The organism is Streptomyces sp. ID05-26A (genome assembly GCF_033794685.1).
In the GTDB taxonomy this organism is placed as follows: domain Bacteria; phylum Actinomycetota; class Actinomycetes; order Mycobacteriales; family Pseudonocardiaceae; genus Lentzea.
On sequence record NZ_JARAYZ010000006.1, the window covers coordinates 379,349 to 403,531 of the forward strand.

The following is a 24,183-nucleotide window of genomic DNA, read 5'->3' on the forward strand; positions in this document are numbered from 1 at the left end:
GTCGAGGTACCGCCTTTACTCGTTGACCAGACTGGTGCCGCCCTGCATCTGGGCGAGCCTGAAGATGACGAACTCCGCGGGCTTCACGGGCGCGATGCCGACCTCGCAGACGACCTGGCCGAGGTCGATGCCCTCGGCGGGGTTGGTCTCGCGGTCGCACTTGACGTAGAACGCCTCGTCCGGCGTCAGGCCGAACAGGGCCCCCTTGCGCCACTCCATCACCAGGAACGCGGCGATGGTGCGGCGGATGCGGGCCCACAGGGCATCGTCGTTCGGCTCGAAGACGACCCACTGCGTTCCGTCCAGAATGGACTCTTCGAGGTAGTTGAAGAGCCGCCGGACGTTCAGGTAGCGCCACGCCGGGTCCGAGGACAGGGTCCTGGCGCCCCACACGCGGATGCCGCGGCCGGTGAACGAGCGGATGCAGTTCACGCCGATCGGGTTCAGCAGTTCCTGCTCGGCCTTGGTGAGCTGGGTCTGCAACGCCACGGCGCCACGCACGGTCTCGTTCGCCGGGGCTTTGTGCACGCCGCGGGTGGCGTCGGTGCGGGCCCACACGCCGGCCATGTGACCGGACGGAGGCACGAAGATGTTGTCCGAGGTGGACGGGTCGTAGACCTTGATCCACGGGTAGTACAGGGTCGCGTACTTCGAGTCGAAGCCCGCCTCGACCTGCTTCCAGTTCTTGATCTCGTCCGGCGACAGCGCCGGCGGCGGGTCGAGGATCGCCATGCGGTCGCCCATGAGCTCGCAGTGCGCGATCACGGCCGCCTGCACGGTCTTCACGGCCTCCAGCGTGATCAGTCCGCGCTGGTAGGAGCTCATCAGGTCGGGCACCGAGACCATCGTGATCTCGTCCACGGCCTCCAGGCCGCCGAAGCCGGTGCGGTCCGAGACGTCACCCACGTAGTCGTCCGCGACGACCTTGCGCGGCACCGGCGACGCGGCGGGCTCCGAGCGCAACGCCACGGAGGCCTTGTCCGGACGAGCGACGGCGGCCCCGGTCACCTCCTCGACCGTGATGAGCTTCGAAGCCGTGTTCACGACCGTGACGACGTTCTCCTTGCCGCGCTTCGACGACACCTGGTGCGTCTCGACGACCTTGCCGTTGTCCTTGACCAGCAACGAGAAGCGGTCGTCCGGCGCGTTCTCCCCCGCGGCCTCGCCGACCTCGACGGACAGGGAACCGGCACCGAGCTCACGGGCCTTCACCTTGTAACTGCCCAGCACGGCGGAGGGCCCGGCCTCCAGGGCGGCGGAACGGGAGCCGCCGACCCGCACGACGTAGCAGTTGGTGCCACCGTTGAGGAAGTAGCCGTAGACGGCGAGCGGCAGGTAGCAGCCCTCCGCGAAGTCGCCGAACTTGTCGGTGTACTGCGACCAGTTCGAGACGAGAGTCGGGGTGTTGAAGTCCCCCTTGACCGCGAAGCCGACGAACGCGGCGACGGCGGTGCCCACGCCCTCGATCGGACGGGCACCTGCCTCCACCTCCTCGACGTACACGCCCGGCGAGAGATAGGTGGGCATCGACGGCCTCCCAAGTCGTACGGAACCCTGTACGACCCATGCTGGAACGGCGCCGAAGATCCCGACACGACCCCACGACGGTGCTGGAGGGAGCAGGCGGCTGCCCAAACGGGCAGTCACCCCCTGGAGGGGTTTTCCCACCGTTCACCCAACCGCCGCCGAACGATCATTGGTGACCGAACCACCTCACCCCTACTCTTCGCGACGGCCCATGTCCGCCCACCACCACGAGGACAGGCATGTCACGTCGCAGGGCTCCCCTAGCCGTGCTCTCCACCGTCATCATCACGGCGGCCACACTCACCGCCTCGACCGCGGCTCAGGCTGCCGCCACCACCTTCACACCCACCGCCGACACCTACGTCGACAACGGGTCCACCGGCACGAACTACGGCACCTCGAGCCAGTTCGGCGTCGACAACTCGCCGGTCAAGCGGACGTTCCTCAAGTTCACCGTCTCCGGCGTCACGGGCGGCGTCAGCAACGCCAAGCTCCGCCTGCACACCGACGACGTCTCCGGCGCGGAAAGCCCCAGCGGCGGCACGTTCAGGGCGATGTCGAACACCAGCTGGACCGAGACCGCCGTGACCTGGGCAAGCCAGCCCGCGATCGACGGCGCCACGCTCGGTTCTCTCGGCTCGGTCGTGCGCAACGCCTGGTACGAGGTCGACGTCACGAGCTACGTCACCGGCAACGGCACGTACAGCATCGGCATCACGTCGAGCAGCACGGACGGCGCCGACTACGACTCGCGCGAGTCGGGCTCGACGGCGCCGCAGCTCGTCGTCACCGACGGCACGACGCCGCCTCCCGGCGACCCGGTGTGGGTCGGCGCGGGCGACATCGCGGACTCGGGTTCCGGCGACACGGCCACGGCCGCGTTGCTGGACGGCATCCAGGGCACCGTCTGGACCACGGGCGACAACGTCTACCCGGACGGCACCGCGAGCCAGTTCACCACCTACTACGAGCCCACGTGGGGCCGGCACAAGGCACGCACCAGGCCCTCCCCCGGCAACCACGACTACCACACCAGCGGCGCCACGGGTTACTACAACTACTTCGGCGCACAGGCCGGGCCGTCCGGCCGCGGTTACTACTCCTACGACATCGGCAACTGGCACATCGTGTCGCTGAACTCCAACGTCAGCATGTCGGCGGGCAGCGCGCAGGAGCAGTGGCTGCGGCAGGACCTGGCGGCGAGCACGAAGCCGTGCACCGCGGCGTACTGGCACCACCCGCTGTTCACCAGCGGCGCCAACCACTCGCCGTCGACGGCCACCCGGCCGTTGTTCCAGGCCCTGTACGACGCCAACGCGGACGTGGTCGTCTTCGGCCACAACCACCAGTACGAGCGGTTCGCCCCGCAGAACCCCAACGGCGGCCTCGACAACACGCGCGGCATCCGTTCGTTCGTCGCGGGCATGGGCGGTGCGGGCGCCTACGGCTTCGGCACGATCAGGCCGAACAGCGAGGCCCGCAACACCGGAACCCAGGGCGTGCTGAAGCTGACGTTGCACGACAACAGCTTCGACTGGCAGTTCGTCCCGGTCGCGGGCAAGACCTACACCGACAGCGGCACCACCAACTGCCACTGACGGACCGCTGGAGGCCGATGATGTACCTGTCCACGATCGACAAACCCAGGACGGCGAACTGGAAAGGGCTGAGCGGCAACGTCTTCGCGCTCGGCACGGTCAGCCTCATCACCGACGTCTCGTCGGAGATGGTGGCCGCGATCCTGCCGCTGTACCTGGTCATCGGCCTCCAGCTCAGTCCGGCCGCGTACGGGCTGATCGACGGCGTCTACACCGGCGCCACCACACTCCTCAGACTCGCGGGCGGCTACCTCGCCGACCGCACGAACAGGCGCAAAGCCGTCGCGGGCTTCGGTTACGGACTCTCGGCCGTGGCCAAGCTGGGACTCCTGGCGGCGGGCAACTCGCTGACCGCGCTCGGCGTCGTGATCACGGCGGACCGCGCGGGCAAGGGCCTCAGAACAGCCCCGCGCGACGCGTTGATCACCCTCTCCACCCCCAGCGGCGACCTCGGACGGGCGTTCGGCGTGCACCGGGCGATGGACGGCATCGGCGCGTTCGCCGGGCCGCTCGTCGCGATGGCCGTGCTCGCCGCCTCCGCACAGTCGTTCGACGCCGTGTTCGTCGTCAGCTTCTGCATCGCCGCGTTCGGGGTGCTGGTGCTCGTGCTCTACGTGCGGGACCGGCCGGAACCCGTGGAGCGCAGGGAACCTCTCAAACTCGCCCTGCTCAAGGACCCGGCCGTCCGGAAGATCGTGCTGGCCGCGTCCCTGCTCGGTCTCGTCACCATCGGCGACGGGTTCGTCTACCTGTTGCTGCAGAAGCGCGAAGGGCTGGCGTTCGGCTGGTTCCCGTTGCTGGCCGTGGGCACGAGCCTGGTCTACCTGCTGCTCGCCGCACCACTCGGCGCGCTCGCGGACAAGATCGGCCGGCTCAAGGTCATGCTGGCCGGTTACGGCGCCCTGACCGTCGTCTACCTGCTGTTGCACGGACCGCTGGGCGGCTGGCCGCTCCTCGTGCTGGTCGTGCTGTTGTACGGCGTCTTCTACGCCTGCACGGACGGCGTGCTGATGGCACTCGCGGGCCCGGTCCTGCCGGAACGCCTGCGCACCACCGGCATCGCGCTGATCCAAAGTGGACAGGCGATCGCCTACCTCGGCTCGTCCGTGCTGTTCGGCCTCGCCTGGCAGTTCTGGAGCCCCGAGGCCGCCACCAGGGTCGCCGCCGTCGCGGTCGTCCTGGCCCTGATCACCACCGCCGCACTGCTGGGACGCCGGAAATGAACCAACGCCTGCTGATCACCCTGACCGCCGCCGTCCTGCTCGGGGGTGTCGCGGTCGGCTACACCGCGCTGTCCGGTGCCGCACCGGACGCCGCGCAGTCCGTCACGACCGGCGCGGGCCCACGTCTGATGGTTCTGAGCAACGGCAAGCTCTCCACGGTGTCGAGCGCCGGCGGTTCGCGCGAGGTCACCGGACAGAGCTGCGACCGCGCGTACGAGGCAGCGGGCACGATCTCCTGCCTGCGCCCGGTCGGCGCGCTGAAGGCCAGCGAACTGGCCGTGCTCGACCGCGACCTGAAGGAACTCAGGACCGTTCCGCTGACGGGTTTCCCGAACCGCACGAGGGTCTCGGCCAGCGGCCGGATGGTGGCGTGGACGCTGTTCGTCGACGGACACTCGTACGCCGCCAACGGGTTCTCCACCAGCACCGGCGTTCTCGACACGAAGACCGGCACGCTGGTCGCGTCGCTGGAGGAGTTCGCGGTCGAGGGCATGCCGCAACGGCCGGTCGACACGAACTACTGGGGCGTCACCTTCACCGCCGACGACAACCGCTTCTACGCCACCATGTCCACCGGCGGCCACCGTTACCTGCTCGAAGGCGACTTCGCCGAGCGCACGGTCCGGCCGCTCACCGACCTGGACGACGTCGAGTGCCCGTCGCTGTCCCCGGACGGCACCCGCATCGCCTACAAGAAGGCCGTCGGTGGCGATCCGCAGCAGGGCTGGCGGGTGTCCGTGCTCGACCTGAAGACCCGCGAGATCACCGAGCTCGCCGAGACCCGCAGCGTCGACGACCAGCCGGCCTGGGTCGACGACAGGACCGTCGCGTACGGCATCCAGCGCGACGACGGCCTGAACGACGTGTGGGCGGTCCCGGCGGACGGCACCGGCGCACCGGCGATCCTGGTGCCGGAGGCCAGCTCACCGGCGCCGATCAGCTAGCGGACTCGGTTTCTTCCTCTTCCTCGGCTCGTTGCACGAACGTCTGGGCGGTCTCCTCCTCGGGAGCTTCCTCCCGTTGCACGGCCGGAGCGGAAGGGGCCGCCGACATCACGCGGTCGGCGTTCGCCACGGCCTCGCGCTCGAACCGGTCCGACGGGCTGCTGACCTTCACCCCGGCACCGTTGTCCGTGCCGTCGACCGGCCCGGACCGCTGCTGCACCACGTGCGTCAGCTCGTGCGCCAGCATGTGCTTGCCGGAGTCCGACGACGGGTCGTACTTGTCGCGCTGGAACACGATGTTCGACCCGACGGTGTACGCGTGCGCGTTCACCGACTTCGCGGAGTCGTGCGCCTCGGACCCGGTGTGCACCCGGACGTCGGAGAAGTCCTGGCCGAACCGGCCCTCCATGTCCTCGCGCACCCCCGCGTCGAGCGGCGCCCCGCCGGACGACACGCCGGACGACACGACGTCGCTGACACCCGCGTTGCCCACGGCCCGTTGCAGGCCGAGCATCCCCTGAGGTCCGAGCACGTCCGGGCGTCCGGCGACGGCCGCGCGGCCCATCAGGTCGGTCTCCTCCTGCGGCGCCCGGTCGCCCCTGGGGCGCAAGGACGTCTCGTGCTCATGTTCGTGCCCGCGCATCACAACCCTCTCTTTCCACGGCGAGTTCGAGGTAGCGGCCGAACTCGCGTTCGCCCACCAGGCGGCCGAGCTTGCGGTACTCGCGTGCCACGGCGCCGATCAGCTCGACCATGCCGACGACGTGGCCGGCCGCGGCGGCGAGGTAGGCCGCGGTCACCGCCGCCGACCGGATGTGCCCGCCCGCCAGCTCGAACGCCTCCGCGAGGAACCCCAGGTCCACATCGGACGATCGCGGCACAGAACGGCCCAGGCAGCGGTCCCACAGGCCGCGACGCAGGTCCGCGTCCGGCAACGGGAAGTCCACGATCACGTCGATGCGGCGGGTGAACGCGTCGTCGAGGTTCGCCCGCAGGTTCGTGGCCAGCACCGCGATCCCGTCGAACGACTCCATGCGCTGCAACAGGTACGCGCTCTCGATGTTCGCGTACCGGTCGTGCGCGTCGCGGACCTCCGAACGCTTGCCGAAGATCGCGTCGGCCTCGTCGAACAGCAGCACGCCGTTGACCCCGGCCGCCTCCACGAAGATCCGCTCCAGGTTCTTCTCGGTCTCACCGACGTACTTGTCGACGACCGTCGCCAGGTTGACCGTGTAGAGGTCGAGGCCGAGCGACGCCGCGATCACCTCGGCCGACATCGTCTTGCCCGTCCCGGAATCACCGGCGAACAACGCCGTCACGCCGCGGCCCCGGCCACCACCGGGACGCATCCGCCACTCGTCGATCACGCGGTCGCGGTGCCGGGCCCTGGCCGCGAGCTCGTGCAGCAGAGCGGTGACCGGCGCGGGCAGCACCAGGTCCGGCCACGCCACCGCCGGTTCGATCCGGCGGGCCAGGCGTTGCAGGCCGCCCGCGTTCTGGCTGCGCGCACCGGCTCGCAGGTGCGTCACGTCGACCAGGCCGTCGTCCGCCAGTGCCGAAACGAAGGCCGCGCTCGCCGCCCTGCTGATCTGCGTCGGCCCCAGCACGAAGTGCGCGGTGACCTCCGCCGGGTCGATGCCGGACGCGAGCTTGCCGTCGAGTTCGGTGCGCCACAACGCGACCCGCACGTCGAACGGCACCTGCACCGCGTCGTGCTGCAACGGTGGCGTGCGGGTCCAGCGCGGTTCCCAGGCACCGGACCCGTACACGACCATAGGGATCTCGTCGTGCAGCAGGGGATCCAGGGCGAAGCCGGAGTCCACCGGCCCGACGACGATTCCCGCGCCTCGCAGCAACGCCTCCCGTGTCACCGCGAGCGCGTCCGTCAAGCGCGGCGCGTCCACCAGCAACGCCGGGAAACCCGCCTGCGCCAACGCTGCCACGGCCAGTTCCGCCGCTCCACCACCAGGATGTTCACGCAGGTAGACGAGCCGCACACCACGGTCGACACCGCGGGCCAGCCGATCGTCGCCGGGCATCCGCACCGGATCCCCCGGTAGCGTCACGAAGTCGGCGAGCAACGGGTCCGGGCGGTCGTCACCGAGCAGGTGCGCGCCGACCCGGTCCGGCACCCGCAACGAGCGGCTGAGCAGCGGCCGTTCGGGATCCTCCACGGTCACGAGGCCGCAGCGCACCAGAGGGCTGCCGAGGTCGAGCCTCGACCGTCCCTGCGGTGAGGCCTCCGCGAGCCCGCACAACCGCAGCGCCAGCCCGACCGTCGCCCGGCGCCGCGTCACGTCGTCGTTCAGGTAGCCGTAGAACTGCTCGAAGCGGCTGTCGACGTCCGGTGCCAGTGCCACGAGCAGCAGCTCGACGTCCACTTCGGACAGTTGGGCCTTCGCCGCGAGCCGGCCGAGCCTGCCGTCCGCCCGCGTCCCGGAGAACGGTGCGAACGGCTCCCGTCCGCTGTCCAGCAACGCGTCGATGACCTCGTCGGACAGGTAGAGCCCGCGGAACGGGTCGTCCGGGTTCGGGTCCGCGGTCCGGCGAGTGGCCACCGCCACCCGGATCCGCCGCTCCAGCACCGCCATCCGCTCGAAGATCATGGCGACACCTTGCGCATCGCCACCCCGTCGGCGGTCACGTTGTGCCGCACCCGATCCGATCCGGCGTGCAGCTCGACGCCCTCGCGCACGGGAGGCCCGGCGGCGAACTTGCGCCCGGACGACACCGGCGCCGACACCACGACGTCGAGCGACGGCTTCAGCTCGCCTCCCAGCGCACTCCACACGTCCGCGAACGCGCGATCTTCCGGCGGTGGCAGGGCGACCGTCATCGGCACGGGCAGCGCCAGCTCCTCCAGCGTGCCGCTGAGCAGGCGCGGAGGCACGGCGTCGTACCCGATGAACCCCATGAGCAGGTCCGACAGCAACCGGTGCTCGTCCTCGGGCCGTTGTGTCCACGCCGTGACGAGGTACGAGAGCTTCATGTGCCGTGGCGGCAGATGACGTGCCGCGACCTGGCCCTGCGCGTCGTACTCGTTGAGCAGGCCGCGTTGCCGGCGACGCAGGTCCTCGCGGATGTCGTAGAGGTAGATGTTGACGGTGGGCGCGTTGCGCCGCGCCGCCCAGTCCTTGGTCGGCGCGTCGAACGCGACGTCCAGGTCCGAACCGCGCAACGCCTCGTCTCGCACCAGGCGGCGCAAAGCCTCGTCAACCTCGTGGATCACGCCGTCCACGATGGCGAGCCCGCGCGCGAAGCACGACCAACGCAGCGACGTCCCACCGGACACGATCCGCTGCCCCAACGGGCAACGGGAGGATCAGGCAAGAGCGGAGCAGCATCGATCTCCCGTCATAGCTGGTCAGACTGGTCTGATTACCTCATCGCCAGAACGACGAGAGGTAGGAACAGATGAGCGTCCAGCACGGTTTCCACGCCACCATGACCGCCAGGCCCGGCAAGGGCGACGAGGTCGTCGAGTTCCTGCTCGACGCACCGTCGCTCACGAACGACGACTGCGTGGTCTTCCTGGTCGGCCGCTCGACGACCGACCCGGACGTCGTCCACGTGACCGAGGGCTGGACGACGGCCGAGGCGCACGCGGCGTTCTTCGCCACCGAAGCGGCACAGGCACTCGTCGCGAAGCTCCAGACGCTGCTCCAAGGCGAGTCGGCCTACGTCGACCTGCTGCCCGTCGGCGGCAAGGCGGCGTTCTGATGGCCGCCCCCGCCCTCGACCCCGAACTGCGCGCTCTCCTGGCCGAGATGCCGCTGTCGGCCGAACTCACCCACGAGATGCTCCAGCAGATCCGCCAGATGCCGTCGCCGCCGTTCAAGACCGACGCCGAACGGCACGACGTCACCGTCGGCGAGATCACGCTGACCGTCTTCCGCCCCGAGGGACTCGACGGCCCCGCGCCGTGCGTCTACTGGATCCACGGCGGCGGCATGGTGATGGGCGACCGCTTCTCGCAGATCGACATCCCGTTGCAGTGGCTGGCGGAACTCGGCGTCGTCGTGGTCACGGTCGAGCACCGGCTCGCACCCGAGGCGACCGGGACGGCGCTGGTCGAGGACTGCTACTACGGTCTGTTGTGGACGGTCGAGAACATCGACACCGACCAGGTCGTCGTGGCGGGCATCAGCGCCGGCGGCGGACTGGCCGCCGGTGTCACGCTGATGGCCCGCGACCGGAACGGCCCGGAGATCGCCGCCCAGGTGCTGATCTGCCCGATGCTCGACCACCGCAACGACTCCACGTCGAGCAGGCAGTATTCCGGCGAGCCCGGCGTGTGGACGCGCGAGATGAACGAGTTCGGCTGGCGCTCGGTCCGGGGAGACGCCGAGGAGGTTTCCCCTTACACGTCACCGGCTCTGGCCGAGGACCTCTCCGGGCTGCCCGCCACCTACGTCGACACCGGGACCGCGGAGGTGTTCCGGGACGAGGACGTCGCCTACGCGTCGCGGATCTGGGCGGCGGGCGGGGACGCCGAACTGCACACGTGGGCGGGCGGGTTCCACGGCTTCGACGCGATCTTCCCGGACGCGGCGCTCTCCGTGCGGGCACGGCGTACCCGCACGGAGTGGCTCGCTCGAAAATTAGGCCGGTAATTAGGCCGGTAGCGGCCTCATCCGGTCCGGCATGTGTGCGCGCAACGTGTCGTGCAACGCCGACACCTCGTCGGCGTCCAGGAGAACGGACCCCGTCTCGCACGCCAGCACCGCCTCACCGGTGCGCTGGTCGGGCACGTACCGCAGTTCCACGTCCGGCACGGTGCACGACTCGGCCTGACGAATCGCGGACAGCAACTCCGACACCCGTTCGTACCCCAGCCGCGCGCTCCAGCACGACGCGGCCGGGGGACGAACGAACAAACGAAGGCCTCCGGTGGATCGGCGAACCTCGACGCACGACATCACCGTGAACAACCTCCTACACCAGACTCACCAGCGAGACTAGTCAGAGATGTCCGGTTTCAGCGTCGAGTGTCACCCGTTCGGTTCATTGGTAGCAGGGCTTCTCGAACTTGAAGTCCTTGGCCGTGGAACCGGTGAAGAAGTCCTCCACCAGCGTCACTCCGGTCGGAGCGGCGTCGTCCGGCTTGTAGAGGGTCGACTGGCGGAACAGCCCGTCCTGGGGCGAAGCGGCGAAATTGCCCGCACCCGAAGGAAGCATGCCTTCGTAGTCCACGGACGAGAGCTGACCCACGGCGGCGAGCACACCGTCGCGCGTCAGGTCCTTGTTCGCGGCCGCCTTCTCCAGCGCCGCCTTCAACGGGTACGCCCACACCCAGCCCGCGGTGTAGCCGTCGTTGGGCGTCACGCCCGGCAGCGCCGCACGCATCGCGGTGTGGCCGACGGACTCGGTGCTCCACGACTTCCACGGCGCCGACTGCATGTACAGCGCCTTGATCGCGGGCGCGGCCGGCGACTTCAGCAGACCGGGGTTCCACGTCGGCGAGGTGCCGATGAACTTGCCCTTGAAACCACGGGCCGCGGACTGTCCGATGATCACGGCCGCGTCGGTCGGCCCGGTCGTCAGCACGACCAGGTCCGGCTTCTTCGACACCACGGCGTCGATCGCGCCGCCCTGGTTGTCCTGACCAGCTGTGGTGGTCACGTTCTCGAACGTCAGCCCGCGCTTCTCGGCCGCGATCTTCGCCCCGGCCGCCGCGTCGTCGCCGTAGTCACCGGCGTTGTGCACGGCCATGACGGACTTCACGCCCATCTTCTCGGCGGCGTAGTCCACGGTGTTCATCGACTCGACGCAGTAGTTCGCGCCGGACTCCAGCACCCCGGCCTCGACGCCCCACAACGAGGTCCACGACGCCGGCACCGCGACCATCTTCGTGTTCTTCATGTCCGGCAGGATCGCCGCAGTCGTGGGCGAACCCAGCGTCTGCGTCAGCGCCAGGACGCTGCCCTTGATCTCCTGGTAGACCTGGTTGTGGATCTGCGGGTTGTACTTGTTGTCCTTGACGTACTTGGTGACGTCGACCTCGTAGCCGCCGATGCCGCCCTTGTCGTTGACGCGCTTCCAGAACGCCTTCTGCGAGTCCGTGATCGGCACGGCCAGCGTCTTGAACGGGCCCTCGGTGAGGTCCGAGATGGTGCCCAGGTAGATGCAGCCCTTGGCCTTGTCGACGGCGTTGGGGCAGGCCTCCTTCGTCACGCCGACGTCGACCTTGATGCCGCCCGCGCCTTCCTGCGGTGCGGCGTCACCACCGCCACGACACGAGGCGAGGAGTAACGCCCCAACGAATATGACTGCGATTCTCTTACCAGACATGGGGATTCTCTCTCCTCAGTACGAGAACGGCCAGGTGCGCCAGTAGTTGCGGACGCGGACCCAGATGCCGAACAACCCGCGTGGCTCGACGATGAGGAACACGATGATGAGCACGCCGTAGAGCACGGCTTCCAGCTGGAAGACCGTGATCACGCCGGTCGCGTCACCACTGATGAACGGCAGCACCGAAGGCAGTTCCCTGGTGATGCGTGGCAGCAAGGTGATGAAGAGCGCGCCCATGATCGCTCCGGAGATGGTGCCCGCGCCGCCGATGAGCACCATCGCGATGTACTGCACTGACAACAGCAGGCTGAACGAGCCCGGATCGAAGAACCCGTTCACCACGAACAACAACGCGCCCGCGACACCCGCGTAGAACGAGGACACCGCGAACGCCAGGACCTTGTACTTCGTCAGGTCCACGCCGATCACCGACGCGGCCAGGTCCCGGTCCCGCACCGCCGCGAACGCCCGGCCGACGCGCGACCGCACCAGGTTCCGCGCCAGCACACCGAAGATCACCAGCAGCACGAACATCAGCAGGTACAGCTGTTGTGCCGCCGTGAACACCGAGTTGTCCCGGTCGAGGCGCACCCCGAACAGCTCGGGCACGGCCGCGGGCCGGCCGACACCGGGCCCGCCGGTCAGCGACGTCCACTCCCGGAACACGTGCTCTCCCAGGAAGACCAGCCCCAGCGTCACGATCGCGAGGTAGAGCCCTCGCAACCGCACCGCCACCGGCGCCACCAGGACGCCGAACAACGCGGCCACCAGCCCCGCGGCCAGCAGCCAGATCGGCAGCGACGTGATGCCGAAACCGATCACCCGCCCGGTCTCGGGACCGGACAGCGCCGCCGCGGTGTACGCGCCGATCGCGAGGAAGAACGCGTGGCCCAGCGAGACCTGACCCGCGTACCCCGTGACGATGTTCAGCCCGATCGCGCCGATCGCCGCCACGAAACCGGTGGCGAGCAGCTGCAACAGGTCGTCGGTGATCATGAACGGCATCACCAGGGCGATCACGACGAGCCCACCCGTCCACGCGCGTTTCGGACGCGTGTTCAGGAACGCCATGTCTTGCCCGTAGGAGGTGTAGAGCTCTGGCCTGCCCTTGATGGTTGTCGGTCCCTTCACAGACGTTCCACCTCCCGCTTGCCGAACAGTCCGTACGGTCTGACGAGAAGGACGAGCAGCATCAACGCGTACGGCGCCACCAACCCGAAGTTCGGCCCGAGCCACGGGGCGAAGTCGTTCTGGTAGGTGCCGAACAGCGACTCGACGACGCCGACCGTGAGCCCGCCGACCACGGCGCCGCCCAACGACTCCAGGCCGCCGATGATGATCGCGGGCAACGCTTTCAGCGCCACGATCCACAGCTGCTGGTCGACCCCGGCGCCCGTCGCGACGAACACGCCGGCCAGAGCGGCGAGCCCACCGGCCAGTGCCCACGACAGCGCGAACACCGACCCGACCGAGACCCCTTGTGCCAGCGCGACCTCCTGGTCGTAGGCGACCGCACGCATCGCGAGCCCGATCCGCGAGTAGCGGAAGAACGCGAACAGCACGCCCGTCACGATCGCGGTCGTCGCGATCATCACGAGGTACCGCTGCTGCACCTCGGCGCCCAGGAAGCTGACCGTGTCGAGACCCCACGGGTCGCCGACCTGCCGGACGTCGAGGCCGATGAACGCGTTCGTCACCACCCTCACCACGACGTCCACGCCGATGGTGATGATCGCGACCACGAACACCGGTTTGCCGACCATCGGCCGCAGCACCGTGCGTTCGACTCCCAGCGCCAGCACCGCGATCACCACGGCGGCGACGAGCACCGCGCCGGCGAACGACACCACGGGTGAGAGGTACGAGACCAGCACCGCGCCCGCCAGCATGAACGCCGGCTGCGCGAAGCTGATCACCTGCGTCGACTTGTAGATGATCACGAAGCCGAGCGCGAGCAGCGAATAGATCGACCCGGTGCCGAGACCCCGGATCAGCGACTGGAGAAACTCATCCATACATGCTCTCCACGAGGTCGTCGAACATCTTGCCCAGCGCGGATCTCTTGACCTTCTGCGTCGCGGTCAGCTCGCCGTCCTCGTGGTCGAGCTCCTTGGGGAACATCCGGAACTTCTTGATCTGCTCGACCGTCGCGAACTTCTGGTTCGCCTCGGTCACGATCCCCTGCACCAGTTCCAGGACCTCGGTCTTCTCCGACAGGTCCCGGTAGGTGGTGTAGGTGATCTTGCGCTGCTGGGCCCAGTGCCCGACCGTCTCGTACTCGATGCCGATCAACGCCACCAGGTACTTGCGCTGGTCCCCGATCACCACCGCCTCCTTGATGTACGGGGAGGTCTTCAGCGCGTTCTCCAGCTCGGACGGCGCGATGTTCTTGCCGCCCGCGGTGATGATGATGTCCTTCATCCGGTCGGTGATCTTCACGTGCGTGCCGTCGACCCACTCGCCGACGTCACCGGTGTGCAGCCAGCCGTCGACCAGCACCTGCCGGGTGGACTCGGGGTCCTGCCAGTAGCCCGCGAACGTGCCGCCGTGCTTCGTGAGGACCTCGCCGGTCTCCTCGTCGATCCGCAGCTCCGTGCCCGGTTGCGGCTCGCCGACCGTGCCGACCTTGACCCGCCCCGGGCGGTTTCCCGTTGCCACGGCGGTGTTCTCGGTCATGCCGTAGACCTCGTGCATCGGCACCCCGATGCCCATGAAGAACTTCAGCACGTCCGGCGCGATCGGCGCGGCGCCGGACGCCGCGTACCGCACGTGCCGCATGCCGATGCGGGCCTTCAGCGCGCGGAAGCAGAACAGCCAGCCCAACGCGTAGAGTGCCCGGCTTTGCCCGGTGTGCTTGCCGCCGGTCCGCACGAGCGTCTCACCGATGGTCTCGGCGCGCCGGAGCCAGAACCCGGTGGTGGTGCGCTTGGTCCAGGACGCCGACGACACCCCGATCTTGATGCCCGCCAGCACCTTCTCCCAGATGCGGGGCACGCCGAACAGGATCGTCGGCTGCACCTCGCGCAGGTTCGCCTGCACCGTCTCGATCGACTCGGCGAAGTGCACCTGCACACCGCTGGCCGCGCTGAACCACGTCGTGAAGATCCGTTCGGCGACGTGGCACAACGGCAGATAGGACAGCGTGACGTCGGAGGAGGACGGGGGTGGCGAGGTGAAACCGCCGCCCTCCACCAGCACGTCGACGGCGAACTCGACGTTCGCCACGGTCAGCATCGCGCCCTTGGGCGGACCGGTCGTGCCGGACGTGTAGATCAGCGTCATGACGTCGCCGGGCTCGGTGGCCGCCATGCGTTCGGCGAGCTCGGCCGGGAACGAGTCGCGGTGCTGGGCGCCCAGCGCCAGGAAGTCGTCCCAGGCCAGCAGTTTCGGGTTGTCGTAGCGGCCCTTGATGCCGCGGGGCTCGAGGTAGACGATCCATTCCAGGTCGGGGGTGTCCTCCAGCACCAGCAACGCCTTGTCGACCTGTTCCTGGTCCTCGGCGACGAGGATCCGCGTGCCGGAGTGGGACAGCAGGTACGCGACCTCGGACGCGGGGTTCGTCGGGTAGAGGCCGACCGTGATGCCCTGGGCGGCGACGATGCCGAGGTCGGCGTAGAGCCACTCGCGCCGGTTCTCGGAGTGGATCGCCACCCGTTCACCCGGCTTGAGGCCGAGAGCGAGCAGGGCGTGGCCGACCAGCTCGACGTTCGCCCAGTAGCAGGCCCAGGTGACCTCCTGCCAGATGCCGAAGTCCTTGGCGCGCAACGCGATCTGGTCGGGCGTGCGCTCAGCGCGGTCCTTGACGCGCGTGACGACGGTTGTGGTCATGGCGTCACGCTCTTGTGCTGCTCACCGAGGTACGCGCGGATCACGTCGGGATCCTGCTGCACCTCCGCGGGCGTGCCGGTGCGGATCGGGCGGCCGAAGTCCATGACCATCACACGGTCGGCCAGGTCCATCACGAGGCCCATGTCGTGCTCCACCATGATCATCGGGATGTTCAGCTCCTCCCGGACGTCGAGGATGAACCGCGCCATGTCCTCCGTCTCCTCGACGTTCATGCCGGCGACCGGCTCGTCGAGCAGCAGGAGCTTGGGCTCCATGGCGAGCGCCCGGCCCAGTTCGACGCGCTTCTGCACGCCGTAGGGCAGCAGGCCGACCGGGTACCGGCGCCACTGCTCCAGTTCCAGGAAGTCGATGACCTCCTCGACGGCGGCCCTGTTCTTCAGCTCCTCGTTCCTGGCCTTGCCGAGCCAGAAGAACGCCGACAGCGCGCCGTACCGCATGTGGTTGTGACGCCCGAGCATCAGGTTGTCGACCACGGTGAGGTGGGAGAACAGCTCGATGTTCTGGAACGTGCGGGCCATGCCCCGCGCGGCGATGCGGTGGGGCCGCAGGCCGAGCAGGTCGTCGCCGTGGAACCGCACGGAGCCCTGCTGCGGCCGGTAGACGCCGCTCAGGACGTTGAAGATGGACGTCTTGCCGGCGCCGTTCGGGCCGATGACGGCGAAGAGCTCGCCCTCCTCGACGCTGAACGACACCCCGTCGACGGCCACCACGCCGTCGAACGCGAGCCGGACGTCGGTGACTTCGAGAACGGAGGTGGATGGCGCCTCCGCTGAGGTACGTACGTCGGCGCTCATGACAGCCACCTCTTCCTGCGCTTGTAGTGCTTGACCGCACGGAACGAGGAGGTGCCGAGACCGAGGTAGAACTCGCGGATGTCGTCGTCGGCGAGCAGCGCCTGCGCCGGCTTGTCCATCACGACCTTGCCGGTCTCCAGCACGTAGCCGTGGTCCGCGATGGAGAGCGCCATGCTGGCGTTCTGCTCGACCAGCAGGACCGTGGTGCCCTGTTCGTTGATCTTCACGACGAGGTCGCGGATCTGCTGCACGAGCAACGGCGCGAGGCCGAGGCTGGGTTCGTCCAGCAGGAGGTAGGACGGTTCCGACATCAGCGCCCGGCCGATCGAGAGCATCTGCTGCTCGCCGCCGGACAGGTAGCCCGCGCTCTGTCTTCGCCTCTCCAGCAGCCGGGGGAACAGTTCGTAACAGCGGTCCAGGTTCTGCCTGAGCCGCTTGGGTCTCGCGTGGCCGCCGACCTTGAGGTTCTCCTCGACGGTCAGCTCACCCAGGATCCGGCGGCCCTCCAGGGCCTGTTTGATGCCCCGCTCCGCGATCCGCGCCGGTGAGAGGCGGTGGATCGGTTCACCGTCGAGCGTGATCGAGCCCTTCGTGACCTTGCCGTCGTGCACGTCGAGCAGACCGCTGAAGGCCCTCATCAGGGTCGTCTTCCCCGCTCCGTTCGCACCGAGCAACGCGACGACCTTGCCCTGGGGCACCTGCAGGCTCACGCCCCTGAGCACCAGCATCACGTCGTCGTAGACAACCTCGAGGTTGTTCGCTTCGAGCACCAGCGCCTCCTATGGGCCCCTGACATACCGCGCAGTATGCCGCCCGTGAGACTTGGATCACAGAGCGGTTTGACCACTGTGGGCGATTTCGTGATGTGCGGACAGCGCTCGCTTCAACACGAAGCGTGACTATCCACAGTGGACATATGTCGGATGTGTAACGCCGCGTGACTCGGGTACTCACCTACCGACACCAATCGAAGGAGGAGGTTTCGTGACCACCATTGAGAAGTCGGTGGACGTCCAGGTGCCGGTGAGCACGGCGTACAACCAGTGGACCCAGTTCGAATCCTTCCCGGCGTTCATGGACGGCGTGGAGAAGATCGACCAGCTCACGCCGACGATGACGCACTGGACCACGAAGATCGGCGGGGTCGTCCGCGAGTTCGACGCGGAGATCACCGAGCAGCACGCGGACGAACGAGTCGCGTGGACCACGGTCGACGGGCCCCAGCAGGCCGGTGTGGTCACGTTCCACCGGATCGACAACGACACGACGCGGGTCCACCTGCAGATGGACTACGAGCCGGAGACCCTCACGGAGAAGGCCGGCACCGCGCTCGGTGTGGTCGGCCACCGGATCGAGGGTGACCTCAAGCGGTTCAAGGAGTTCATCGAGAACCGCGGCACCGAGACCGGTGCGTGGCGTGGCGACGTGACGCCACCGCCCCAGGTCTGATCGCGGTGCGCGTTGACGCCAGACCAGCACGCGGCGTTCGAGGAACTCGCCCGCATCAGCCGTGACTCGCCACGATATTTCGTGATGCGGGACCGGCTGGTGCGCGAGTACCTCCCGCTCGCCCGGCACATCGCCCGTCGTTTCAGCGAACGCGGCGAGCCCATGGAAGACCTCACGCAGGTGGCGGCGGTGGGGCTGATCAACGCCATCGACCGGTTCGACGTCGGCCGGCAGACGGACTTCCTGTCCTACGCCGTGCCGACGATCACCGGCGAGGTGCGGCGCCACTTCCGCGACCAGTGCTGGGCGGTGCGCGTCCCCCGCAGGTTGAAGGAACTGTGCGACTCGATCGACGGCGCGACCGCCGAACTCTCGCACCGGACCGGGCGATCTCCCACCCCCTCGGAGATCGCCCGGCACCTCGGGATCTCGCTCACCGACGTCTACGAGGGCCTGCGCATCGAGAAGAACATCGCGTTCGCTCCCCTGGACGCGCTGGAGAGCTCGACCGTCGACGACCCGGCGCTGGAAGGCGTCGAGATCCACGAGGCCCTGCAGCCGATGCTGCGGGGCCTTCCCCGCCGGGAGCGGACCATCGTGGTCCTGCGCTTCTTCGGCCGGCTGACCCAGACCGAGATCGCCCGTCGCGTGGGCATCTCCCAGATGCACGTGTCGCGCCTGCTCACGAAGTCACTGGAGCAGTTGCGGCACGATTTGCTCGCAGAGGAGTGAAATGAACGAGCGGGAACGTCCGGTTCTGGCGATACTGGCCTCATGAACCGGTTGCGGTGGCCCCAGAAGCTGGCGATCGGCACTGGCGCCCTGCTCGTGCTCTGGGGTGTGGCCGGGTTCTTCGTGACCGGCTTCGCGGGGTTCGCGGCCGAGTCCGACACCTGGGTCCTCGGGCTGCGCGTGAACCCGCTGCAGAACGTCATCCACGTCGTGTTCGGTGCCGCACTGCTGCTGGCGGCCCCGCGGCTCAAGGCGCTGAGCGGCACCGGACTGCTCGTGGCCGTGCTGTTCCTGGTGCTGTTCGGGCTGGGTCTCGCGCGCTACGACGGCGAGGTCGTCAACTTCCTGAACGTGAACCCCGGCTCGAACGCGCTGCACCTGTTCGCGGGGTTCGCCTCACTGGCGGCGGCCCAGGGCGCCGCCTGGTGCCGCCAGTGCGACCGGGCCGCGCTCAAGCCTGCCTGAACCTCAGGAGTCCCTGCGCGAGCTCTTCCTGGCCTCGTCGAAGGCTCGCAGCTTGGTCAGAGCGGCGGACTTCCACACGCGGACGGTCTTGCCCCTGATGCCGAGGCGATCTGCCACCTCCGCGTGGTCCTTCCCAGCCGCAAGAAGCTTGAGCACCTCGTGTTCACCGTCGGTGAGCTGCGACGACACCGAGAATTTCAGCATTCGTCGCGCGACGTCCGAAGCGAAGACCACCCCGTCCACGGAGAGCTCTCCTATCGCGTTGACGATGTCGCTGGGCGCCGCTGTTTTGGACAGGTGGCCACTCGCTCCTGCCCTCATCAACGCGAAGACCTCGTCGAAGTCCTCGTTCACGGTCAAGACCAGAACCTTGCATCCGGTACCGGAAACGTGAATCTGTTTCACGAGTTCGAGGGCTCCCCCTCCGCTCAGCACGACGACGTCGGGATGCGTGTCCAGGACCAGCGACATGGCGTCGCCTCCTGTGGACGCTTCACCGACCACGCTGAACCCCTTCTCGCTGTCCAGCAACGCCCGCAGACCGTGCCGGAAAACCGGATGGGTGTCGACGAGGAGCACACGGGTGGCACTGGATCCGATCTGCTTCACCTCGGACTGCACGATCTGTTCGAACAGCCTTTCGAACTGTCCACTCGGGACAATGCCGTTGTCTTCGGCCGTCCTGCGGAACTCACGAGCCATTTCGACCGCATCGGCGCGCAAACCCGCCCGTTGCAACGCGAGCAGGTTGAGCCGCACCAACCGTTCCCGAAGCGGAAAACGGGCACGAAGGTTCGCCAGCTCCACCAGCAACTCCAGATGCCGGTCGAGCTCGAGCTCCGCCTCGATGCGCTCCTCAGTGGCGGAGAGCCGCAGCTCGTCCACCTCAGCCTTGAAGGGCAGGTCCGGCATGTCTTCGAACGCAGGTCCGCGCCAGAGCCCCAAAGCCTCTCGCAACAGCGCCACACGGATCTTGGCGGGCTTACCGCCGGCAGACTTGATCAGTTGACGTGCTCGATCCAAGTCGAGGCACACCGGATCTACGATGAACACGACGCCGTCCGACGTCGCGGAGATCATCGCGGAGCCACGCGCATCCGCGTCGGAGAACACCTCGTCCAGCCGCGAAACAGTCCGACGCACGATGGCTTGCGCGGTTTTCGGAGGCTCGGCGGGCCAGAGCCACCCGACGATGTCGTCGATGCGGACCGATCGACCGACGTTCGCCACCAGAAGAGCGAGCAACCTGCGCCCTTGGGGCGGTAAGTCCCACACTTCTGACCCGTCGACGACTATCCGTACCCGCCCGAGCACATCGATCTCCAACTGCTGGCCGTGCTCGGCTCTCTCTCGGAGCAGCGCCAGCTCGGTTTCGAGCAAGCGCCAATCCTCGCTGCTCGCGGTAAGCCTCAGCGCCGGTGCGTACTCAGCCTGCGGCCTCTCTCCGACGCCGTCGAGATACGCCGACAGCTGGGCGCTCGGTTCGACCGTCAACGAGTGCACGTGCTGGTACAGGGGCCTGGCCCGCTCACTCGTCCGGGCGTACCTGATGACCTCGATCCATTCCGAGAGGTCGGTGTACCCGTCGACGAGCCGATGGGCGAGCGCCACCGTGGCCGGTTGTCCTGGCTCTACGGTCAACCTCTCGAGGATGGTCCGGAGCACCTTCATCCGCTCGGCGAGCACTTCGAACGCATGGTCGTCGTTGTCGGCGACGTGGAGGATGGAGACGTTGAGGCCCTTCTTCCGCAGTCGCACGCGGCCTTGCCTGATGACTTCGTCGAAGGTGAGCGCCGGAGACTCGCGCAGCAGCTCGGCCAGCCTCTCCAGCGCCAGGTCGACACGGCGCTGCGCGATGCTCTGGCTGTGGGCGGCCGTGCGGGCAAGCCACTCGAGGCGCTCCCCTGCTGTCAGCATCGCGGTCTCCGTGCTCAAGCCCAGAGCGGCGGTCGCCACGATCTGCTGAGCACTGTTGAGCTGCTCGCAGGCCAGACTCAACCTTCGAGTCAGCAGGCGGTGCACTATCGCGGTGTCGTCGTGGTCCGACACGCCGCAAACCGCGCGCAGTGCGGGACCCACGCGCAGTTCCAGATCAGGCTCTCGCAGTCCCAGCCCTCGTGACAACGCCCTGAGCTCGTCCACGAGCTCCGGACGCAGTCTCTTGACCACCAGGTCAGCGATTTCAGCGGACGAGTGAACCCTCGCGTCGAGGAAGGTGATCTCAGGCCGAGACGACCGGCCGGCATCGTCGAGCACCATCGGCAAGATCCGCTGGTGTTCAGATGCCTCCCCGTCGACCAGCGCCCGCAAATCGACACGGTAGTGCGCCGACATGATCGGCAGGAGGTATCTCGCCGCTCTGTACATCGCCGGGAGGTCACGAAACCCGTCCTCGTAGTAGAAGACAAGAACACCACGAGAGCGGAGTTGCTGTGCTATTTCTGCGGCATACGAACCATCCTCTGGTGCGCAGGTGATGGCCACGTCCCAACGCAGGGTCTCCATGACGCGCACGATCAGCCTGGCGAACTGCGCTCTCCGCGGATGCAGCTGCCGCAACACGCGCAATTCGTTCACCAGCTCGATCACGCGATCCGGCGTCGGTTCCAGGGCGAGGTCCGCTTCGATCCTGGCGGCGAGCGCGTCCAAGCGGAGCCTCTCGGCGTGTGCCGCGAGCGGATGCCCGGGGAGCTCGGGGAGAGCCGGCCCTCGCCAGAGGTGCAGTGCGTCCCGCAACATCTGGGCGCGGACCTCCGGCTCCCGCGAGCGTGCTGCCGTGATCAGACGCTCGGCGCGGTGGACGTCGACCCTGGCGAGGTCCACCACGAGGGTGCACCCGGATTTTGATTCTCGAATCATCGCCGAACCGTCCCCGCCGGCGGCCACCAGCCTGGCACGCAGACGGGTGAGAACGTGACGTCCGGTCATGGGCTCGAGCGCCAGCGTGCGGTCGATGGTCTCGAACGTGACGAGCTCGTTCGCGTTGGCGACCAAGAGCGCGAGCAGGGTCAGTGAGTGGACGGTCTGCAGCGGTACGGGGATGCCGTCGGAGAGCAGTTGCACCGGGCCGAGCACGCTGAACCCGACACCTGACTCCCCCTGGTCCAGGTCTGGAACCGCCCTGGGGAAAAGGCCGCTCGGCACCCCGTCACAGCAGTAGCCGGACCGGCGACCTGTCGCCTCGAAGTCCTGTGCGAATGCGCTCAGGAACGTGGGCCCGTCGATGAGTTCACCGTGCCCGGGCCAGCCGGCAGCTGGACCGGCCCGCAGCAGCCCGGTCACCTGGTCGAGGAACACGTCGTCCAAGTCGCCGCCTGACTTGAGCGCACCCCACCAGCTCGGGCCGTCGTCACCCGAGCTGTCCCACAGGTGGTCGTCGAGGTCGAAGTCGGCTCCACGAGCGTCGAGGATCAGAAGCACCTGATCCGCGCCGGACCGCAGACACCAGGCCCAGAGATCGGAAAGCGCCACACCACCGGAGTCGTGATCGTTGTCCACGGCGAGAAGCCGGACCTCGTTCGAGGTGACGGCGGCGTGCCCGCTCCAGACGACGACGAGTGCGCCGCCTTGCTGCGGAGCACTGGCGATCATGGACAGAGATCTCCGCATGACCACTTCGGCCGGGCCCGTGTGCGTGGCGCAGCGGAAACCCCCGAACATCAGGAAGTCGACCATCTCCGACACACTGCGTCCAGCCGACAACGGTTCCAGCGACTGGTATTCGTCAACGGCGATGCCCACGAATCTGGGTTGTGGAGGTGGCTGTTCGACATCAGGCGACGTGGTTCGACGGGGTTCCCGCACGGGCACGGAACGCGGTTCCAGCAGTCGCAGGGTCGCCGCTTCCGCGTGTGCGAAGGGCACCAGGTGGTCGGGCACCATGAGGTCGCCCGTGTCGGTCTCGGCCGCGGCGGCGACTCGGCCGCGGTCGACGCCGGAGCGTCGCAGGACGGCGCTCATCGCGTCGTGCACAGACCACGTATCCATTGTGGACAGATGATCGCGCAGCACCTCGGCCACGCCGGGGAGGAAGGCCAGAACCAGGTCGGACGGGGAGGATTCCGCCGCCTCGGCGAAGAGGCCGCTCACCACCAGTTCGGCCAGGTCGGACACCTGGGACTCGGGGACCATCTCCTGCGCGATCGCGCGCAGCACACCCAGTGGCAGGCGGTCCTGGGTCGAGGACAGGACGGCCAGGCGCCAGGCCTGCGGGGAGGCGGTCATGCGGAACGCGTGGACCTGGTCGGCAGTACTCGCCGGGAGATCGTCGTCCTCGTCGGTGCGGGTGAGTCCGTCATCGTCCGGGACGAGGACGCCGTCGCAGCCGCCGCGGTGGCCCGCCATCGCGGTGTCAGCCCACTGGCGCAGCGAGAACGGGGACAGGCCCGCCACCGGCAGCGGGAGCCAGCGGCCGGCGAACCACAGGCTGGCCATGGCCGGCACGTCGTGCTTCAGGGTGGCGCTCGGGGCACCCGGTGTGGTGGCGTGCAGGCGGGTGGCGGGGAGGTCCAGGGCCGTCTGGCGCCACAGCTTCGGAGGCAGCGGGTTGAACAGGACGGTGTGGGTGGAGGCGAGCCAGGAACGCACCATCGTCCACGTTCGTCCGGCGTACCAGCCGGAAGCGACGCAGTCCGAGATGATCACGATGAGGCGGCGCTGGTGCGGATCACGCAGGCGTTCTGGCCGGATCGGCATGCCGTTGATGTCACGCAGCAACGACTCCTGGTCGTCAACGTCCAGATGCCACTCGCGGACAAGCCGGAACGCGCCGGTCTGCCGCAGGAGCTCAACCGCCTCGCGGACGGTCTCCTGCCACACCCGCATCGACGAGGAACGGTCGATGACGACATCGACGTTGAACCAGCGTTCCGGCACCGGCTCGAACACCGGTGTCAGGGAGCGGGTTTCCACGTACCGGTCGATGGTCGCGTCGACCGCCAGCTCGTAGCGGGCGCCGTTGCGGAACGGCGTCTTGAACGGCCTGAGCGCTCGGCCGAGTTCCAGGGCCTGGGGCAGCGCACGGCCCGCTGGGACGTAGGTCCTGGCGGCGCGGCGGGTTCCCACGTCGTCGGGCTCGTGCGAATGGACGCCGATCTCGTTCGTCGTGCCGTGCGCGGGCTCGACCCGTTCCTGCTGCCGCGGCGGGTCGAGCGGAACGAGGGGCTCGCCGGGGCCGGGCGCCTCCACCGGCCCGGCCTCTGGCTGCTGCTGCTGCATGATCGCGGCCAGCCACAACGACTCGGCGATCGACGTGGTGTCCACGTCGACGCCGAGCTCGCGGAGGCGGCGGATCAGGTGTTCCAGCACG

At 68.3% G+C, this 24,183-nt stretch carries 20 protein-coding genes; 8 read left to right on the top strand and 12 right to left on the bottom strand.

Features of this window, described 5'->3' with window-relative positions; translation table 11 throughout:
• Nucleotides 1-15: 15 nt before the first annotated feature.
• Nucleotides 16-1,527 (bottom strand): phage tail sheath family protein, encoded by a 1,512-nt coding sequence (locus PV646_RS39265; protein ID WP_500347583.1) that lies wholly within the window; start codon nt 1,525-1,527, stop codon nt 16-18.
• A 239-nt stretch (nt 1,528-1,766) separates the two neighbouring features.
• Between PV646_RS39265 and PV646_RS39270 the strand changes: the two genes are divergently transcribed.
• Genes PV646_RS39270 through PV646_RS39280 form a run of 3 tightly spaced genes read left to right on the top strand, consistent with a single transcriptional unit; the run spans nt 1,767 to nt 5,292 of the window.
• Nucleotides 1,767-3,125 carry a CBM96 family carbohydrate-binding protein gene (locus PV646_RS39270; RefSeq protein WP_500347585.1) on the top strand — a complete coding sequence of 453 codons (1,359 nt, stop codon included), beginning with the start codon at nt 1,767-1,769 and terminating at the stop codon, nt 3,123-3,125.
• Nucleotides 3,126-3,142: 17 nt separating this feature from the next.
• Nucleotides 3,143-4,348 carry an MFS transporter gene (locus tag PV646_RS39275; RefSeq protein ID WP_500347587.1) on the top strand — a complete coding sequence of 402 codons (1,206 nt, stop codon included), beginning with the start codon at nt 3,143-3,145 and terminating at the stop codon, nt 4,346-4,348.
• Complete coding sequence (locus PV646_RS39280; RefSeq protein ID WP_500347588.1) at nt 4,345-5,292, top strand: hypothetical protein; 948 nt, start codon at nt 4,345-4,347, stop codon at nt 5,290-5,292. Before PV646_RS39275 ends, PV646_RS39280 begins: the two co-directional genes overlap by 4 nt.
• On the opposite strand, the gene PV646_RS39285 is transcribed toward PV646_RS39280, so the two are convergent.
• Genes PV646_RS39285 through PV646_RS39295 form a run of 3 tightly spaced genes read right to left on the bottom strand, consistent with a single transcriptional unit; the run spans nt 5,285 to nt 8,599 of the window.
• Nucleotides 5,285-5,935, bottom strand: coding sequence for an eCIS core domain-containing protein (locus PV646_RS39285; RefSeq protein ID WP_500347590.1), 651 nt, complete (start codon nt 5,933-5,935; stop codon nt 5,285-5,287). The two genes, PV646_RS39280 and PV646_RS39285, sit on opposite strands and share 8 nt — an antisense overlap.
• Complete coding sequence (locus PV646_RS39290) at nt 5,916-7,898, bottom strand: ATP-binding protein (RefSeq protein ID WP_500347592.1); 1,983 nt, start codon at nt 7,896-7,898, stop codon at nt 5,916-5,918. Before PV646_RS39290 ends, PV646_RS39285 begins: the two co-directional genes overlap by 20 nt.
• Nucleotides 7,895-8,599, bottom strand: a complete 705-nt coding sequence (locus tag PV646_RS39295) for a Pvc16 family protein (RefSeq protein WP_500347594.1) — start codon at nt 8,597-8,599, stop codon at nt 7,895-7,897. The genes PV646_RS39290 and PV646_RS39295 overlap by 4 nt, the downstream gene beginning before the upstream one ends.
• Nucleotides 8,600-8,706: 107 nt before the next feature.
• On the opposite strand from PV646_RS39295, the gene PV646_RS39300 reads away from it, so the two are divergent.
• Together PV646_RS39300 and PV646_RS39305 are read left to right on the top strand one after the other, a co-directional pair.
• A complete protein-coding gene (locus PV646_RS39300; protein WP_500347596.1) occupies nt 8,707-9,012 on the top strand; it encodes a putative quinol monooxygenase in 306 nt (101 codons plus the stop codon).
• On the top strand, nt 9,012-9,905 hold the full coding sequence (locus PV646_RS39305) for an alpha/beta hydrolase (RefSeq protein ID WP_500347597.1): 894 nt from the start codon (nt 9,012-9,014) through the stop codon (nt 9,903-9,905). Before PV646_RS39300 ends, PV646_RS39305 begins: the two co-directional genes overlap by 1 nt.
• Here the strand turns inward: PV646_RS39305 and PV646_RS39310 are convergent, their stop codons facing one another.
• The 7 genes from PV646_RS39310 to PV646_RS39340 all read right to left on the bottom strand — a co-directional run bounded on the left by PV646_RS39310 (nt 9,906) and on the right by PV646_RS39340 (nt 16,999).
• Nucleotides 9,906-10,169 (bottom strand): hypothetical protein, encoded by a 264-nt coding sequence (locus tag PV646_RS39310; protein ID WP_500347599.1) that lies wholly within the window; start codon nt 10,167-10,169, stop codon nt 9,906-9,908. It abuts the gene before it with no gap.
• A gap of 127 nt (nt 10,170-10,296) precedes the next feature.
• On the bottom strand, nt 10,297-11,583 hold the full coding sequence (locus PV646_RS39315) for an ABC transporter substrate-binding protein (protein WP_500347601.1): 1,287 nt from the start codon (nt 11,581-11,583) through the stop codon (nt 10,297-10,299).
• Between the two features lie 15 nt (nt 11,584-11,598).
• A complete protein-coding gene (locus PV646_RS39320) occupies nt 11,599-12,717 on the bottom strand; it encodes a branched-chain amino acid ABC transporter permease (protein ID WP_500347603.1) in 1,119 nt (372 codons plus the stop codon).
• Nucleotides 12,714-13,601 carry a branched-chain amino acid ABC transporter permease gene (locus tag PV646_RS39325; RefSeq protein ID WP_500347605.1) on the bottom strand — a complete coding sequence of 296 codons (888 nt, stop codon included), beginning with the start codon at nt 13,599-13,601 and terminating at the stop codon, nt 12,714-12,716. Before PV646_RS39325 ends, PV646_RS39320 begins: the two co-directional genes overlap by 4 nt.
• Entirely contained in the window at nt 13,594-15,414 is a 1,821-nt protein-coding gene (locus PV646_RS39330) for an AMP-dependent synthetase/ligase (protein ID WP_500347607.1), read from the bottom strand. Before PV646_RS39330 ends, PV646_RS39325 begins: the two co-directional genes overlap by 8 nt.
• A complete protein-coding gene (locus PV646_RS39335) occupies nt 15,411-16,229 on the bottom strand; it encodes an ABC transporter ATP-binding protein (RefSeq protein WP_500347609.1) in 819 nt (272 codons plus the stop codon). The genes PV646_RS39330 and PV646_RS39335 overlap by 4 nt, the downstream gene beginning before the upstream one ends.
• Nucleotides 16,226-16,999 (bottom strand): ABC transporter ATP-binding protein, encoded by a 774-nt coding sequence (locus PV646_RS39340; RefSeq protein ID WP_500347611.1) that lies wholly within the window; start codon nt 16,997-16,999, stop codon nt 16,226-16,228. The genes PV646_RS39335 and PV646_RS39340 overlap by 4 nt, the downstream gene beginning before the upstream one ends.
• A 214-nt stretch (nt 17,000-17,213) precedes the next feature.
• Between PV646_RS39340 and PV646_RS39345 the strand changes: the two genes are divergently transcribed.
• Genes PV646_RS39345 through PV646_RS39355 form a run of 3 tightly spaced genes read left to right on the top strand, consistent with a single transcriptional unit; the run spans nt 17,214 to nt 18,875 of the window.
• Nucleotides 17,214-17,678 carry an SRPBCC family protein gene (locus tag PV646_RS39345; RefSeq protein WP_189159551.1) on the top strand — a complete coding sequence of 155 codons (465 nt, stop codon included), beginning with the start codon at nt 17,214-17,216 and terminating at the stop codon, nt 17,676-17,678.
• A gap of 12 nt (nt 17,679-17,690) precedes the next feature.
• Nucleotides 17,691-18,410, top strand: a complete 720-nt coding sequence (locus tag PV646_RS39350; protein ID WP_500347612.1) for a SigB/SigF/SigG family RNA polymerase sigma factor — start codon at nt 17,691-17,693, stop codon at nt 18,408-18,410.
• A 42-nt stretch (nt 18,411-18,452) separates the two neighbouring features.
• Nucleotides 18,453-18,875, top strand: coding sequence for a DUF4383 domain-containing protein (locus PV646_RS39355; RefSeq protein ID WP_500347614.1), 423 nt, complete (start codon nt 18,453-18,455; stop codon nt 18,873-18,875).
• A 3-nt stretch (nt 18,876-18,878) separates the two neighbouring features.
• Here PV646_RS39355 and PV646_RS39360 read toward each other — a convergent pair whose 3' ends face one another.
• Nucleotides 18,879-24,182 (bottom strand): SAV_2336 N-terminal domain-related protein, encoded by a 5,304-nt coding sequence (locus PV646_RS39360; protein ID WP_500347616.1) that lies wholly within the window; start codon nt 24,180-24,182, stop codon nt 18,879-18,881.
• Nucleotide 24,183: the final 1 nt, after the last annotated feature.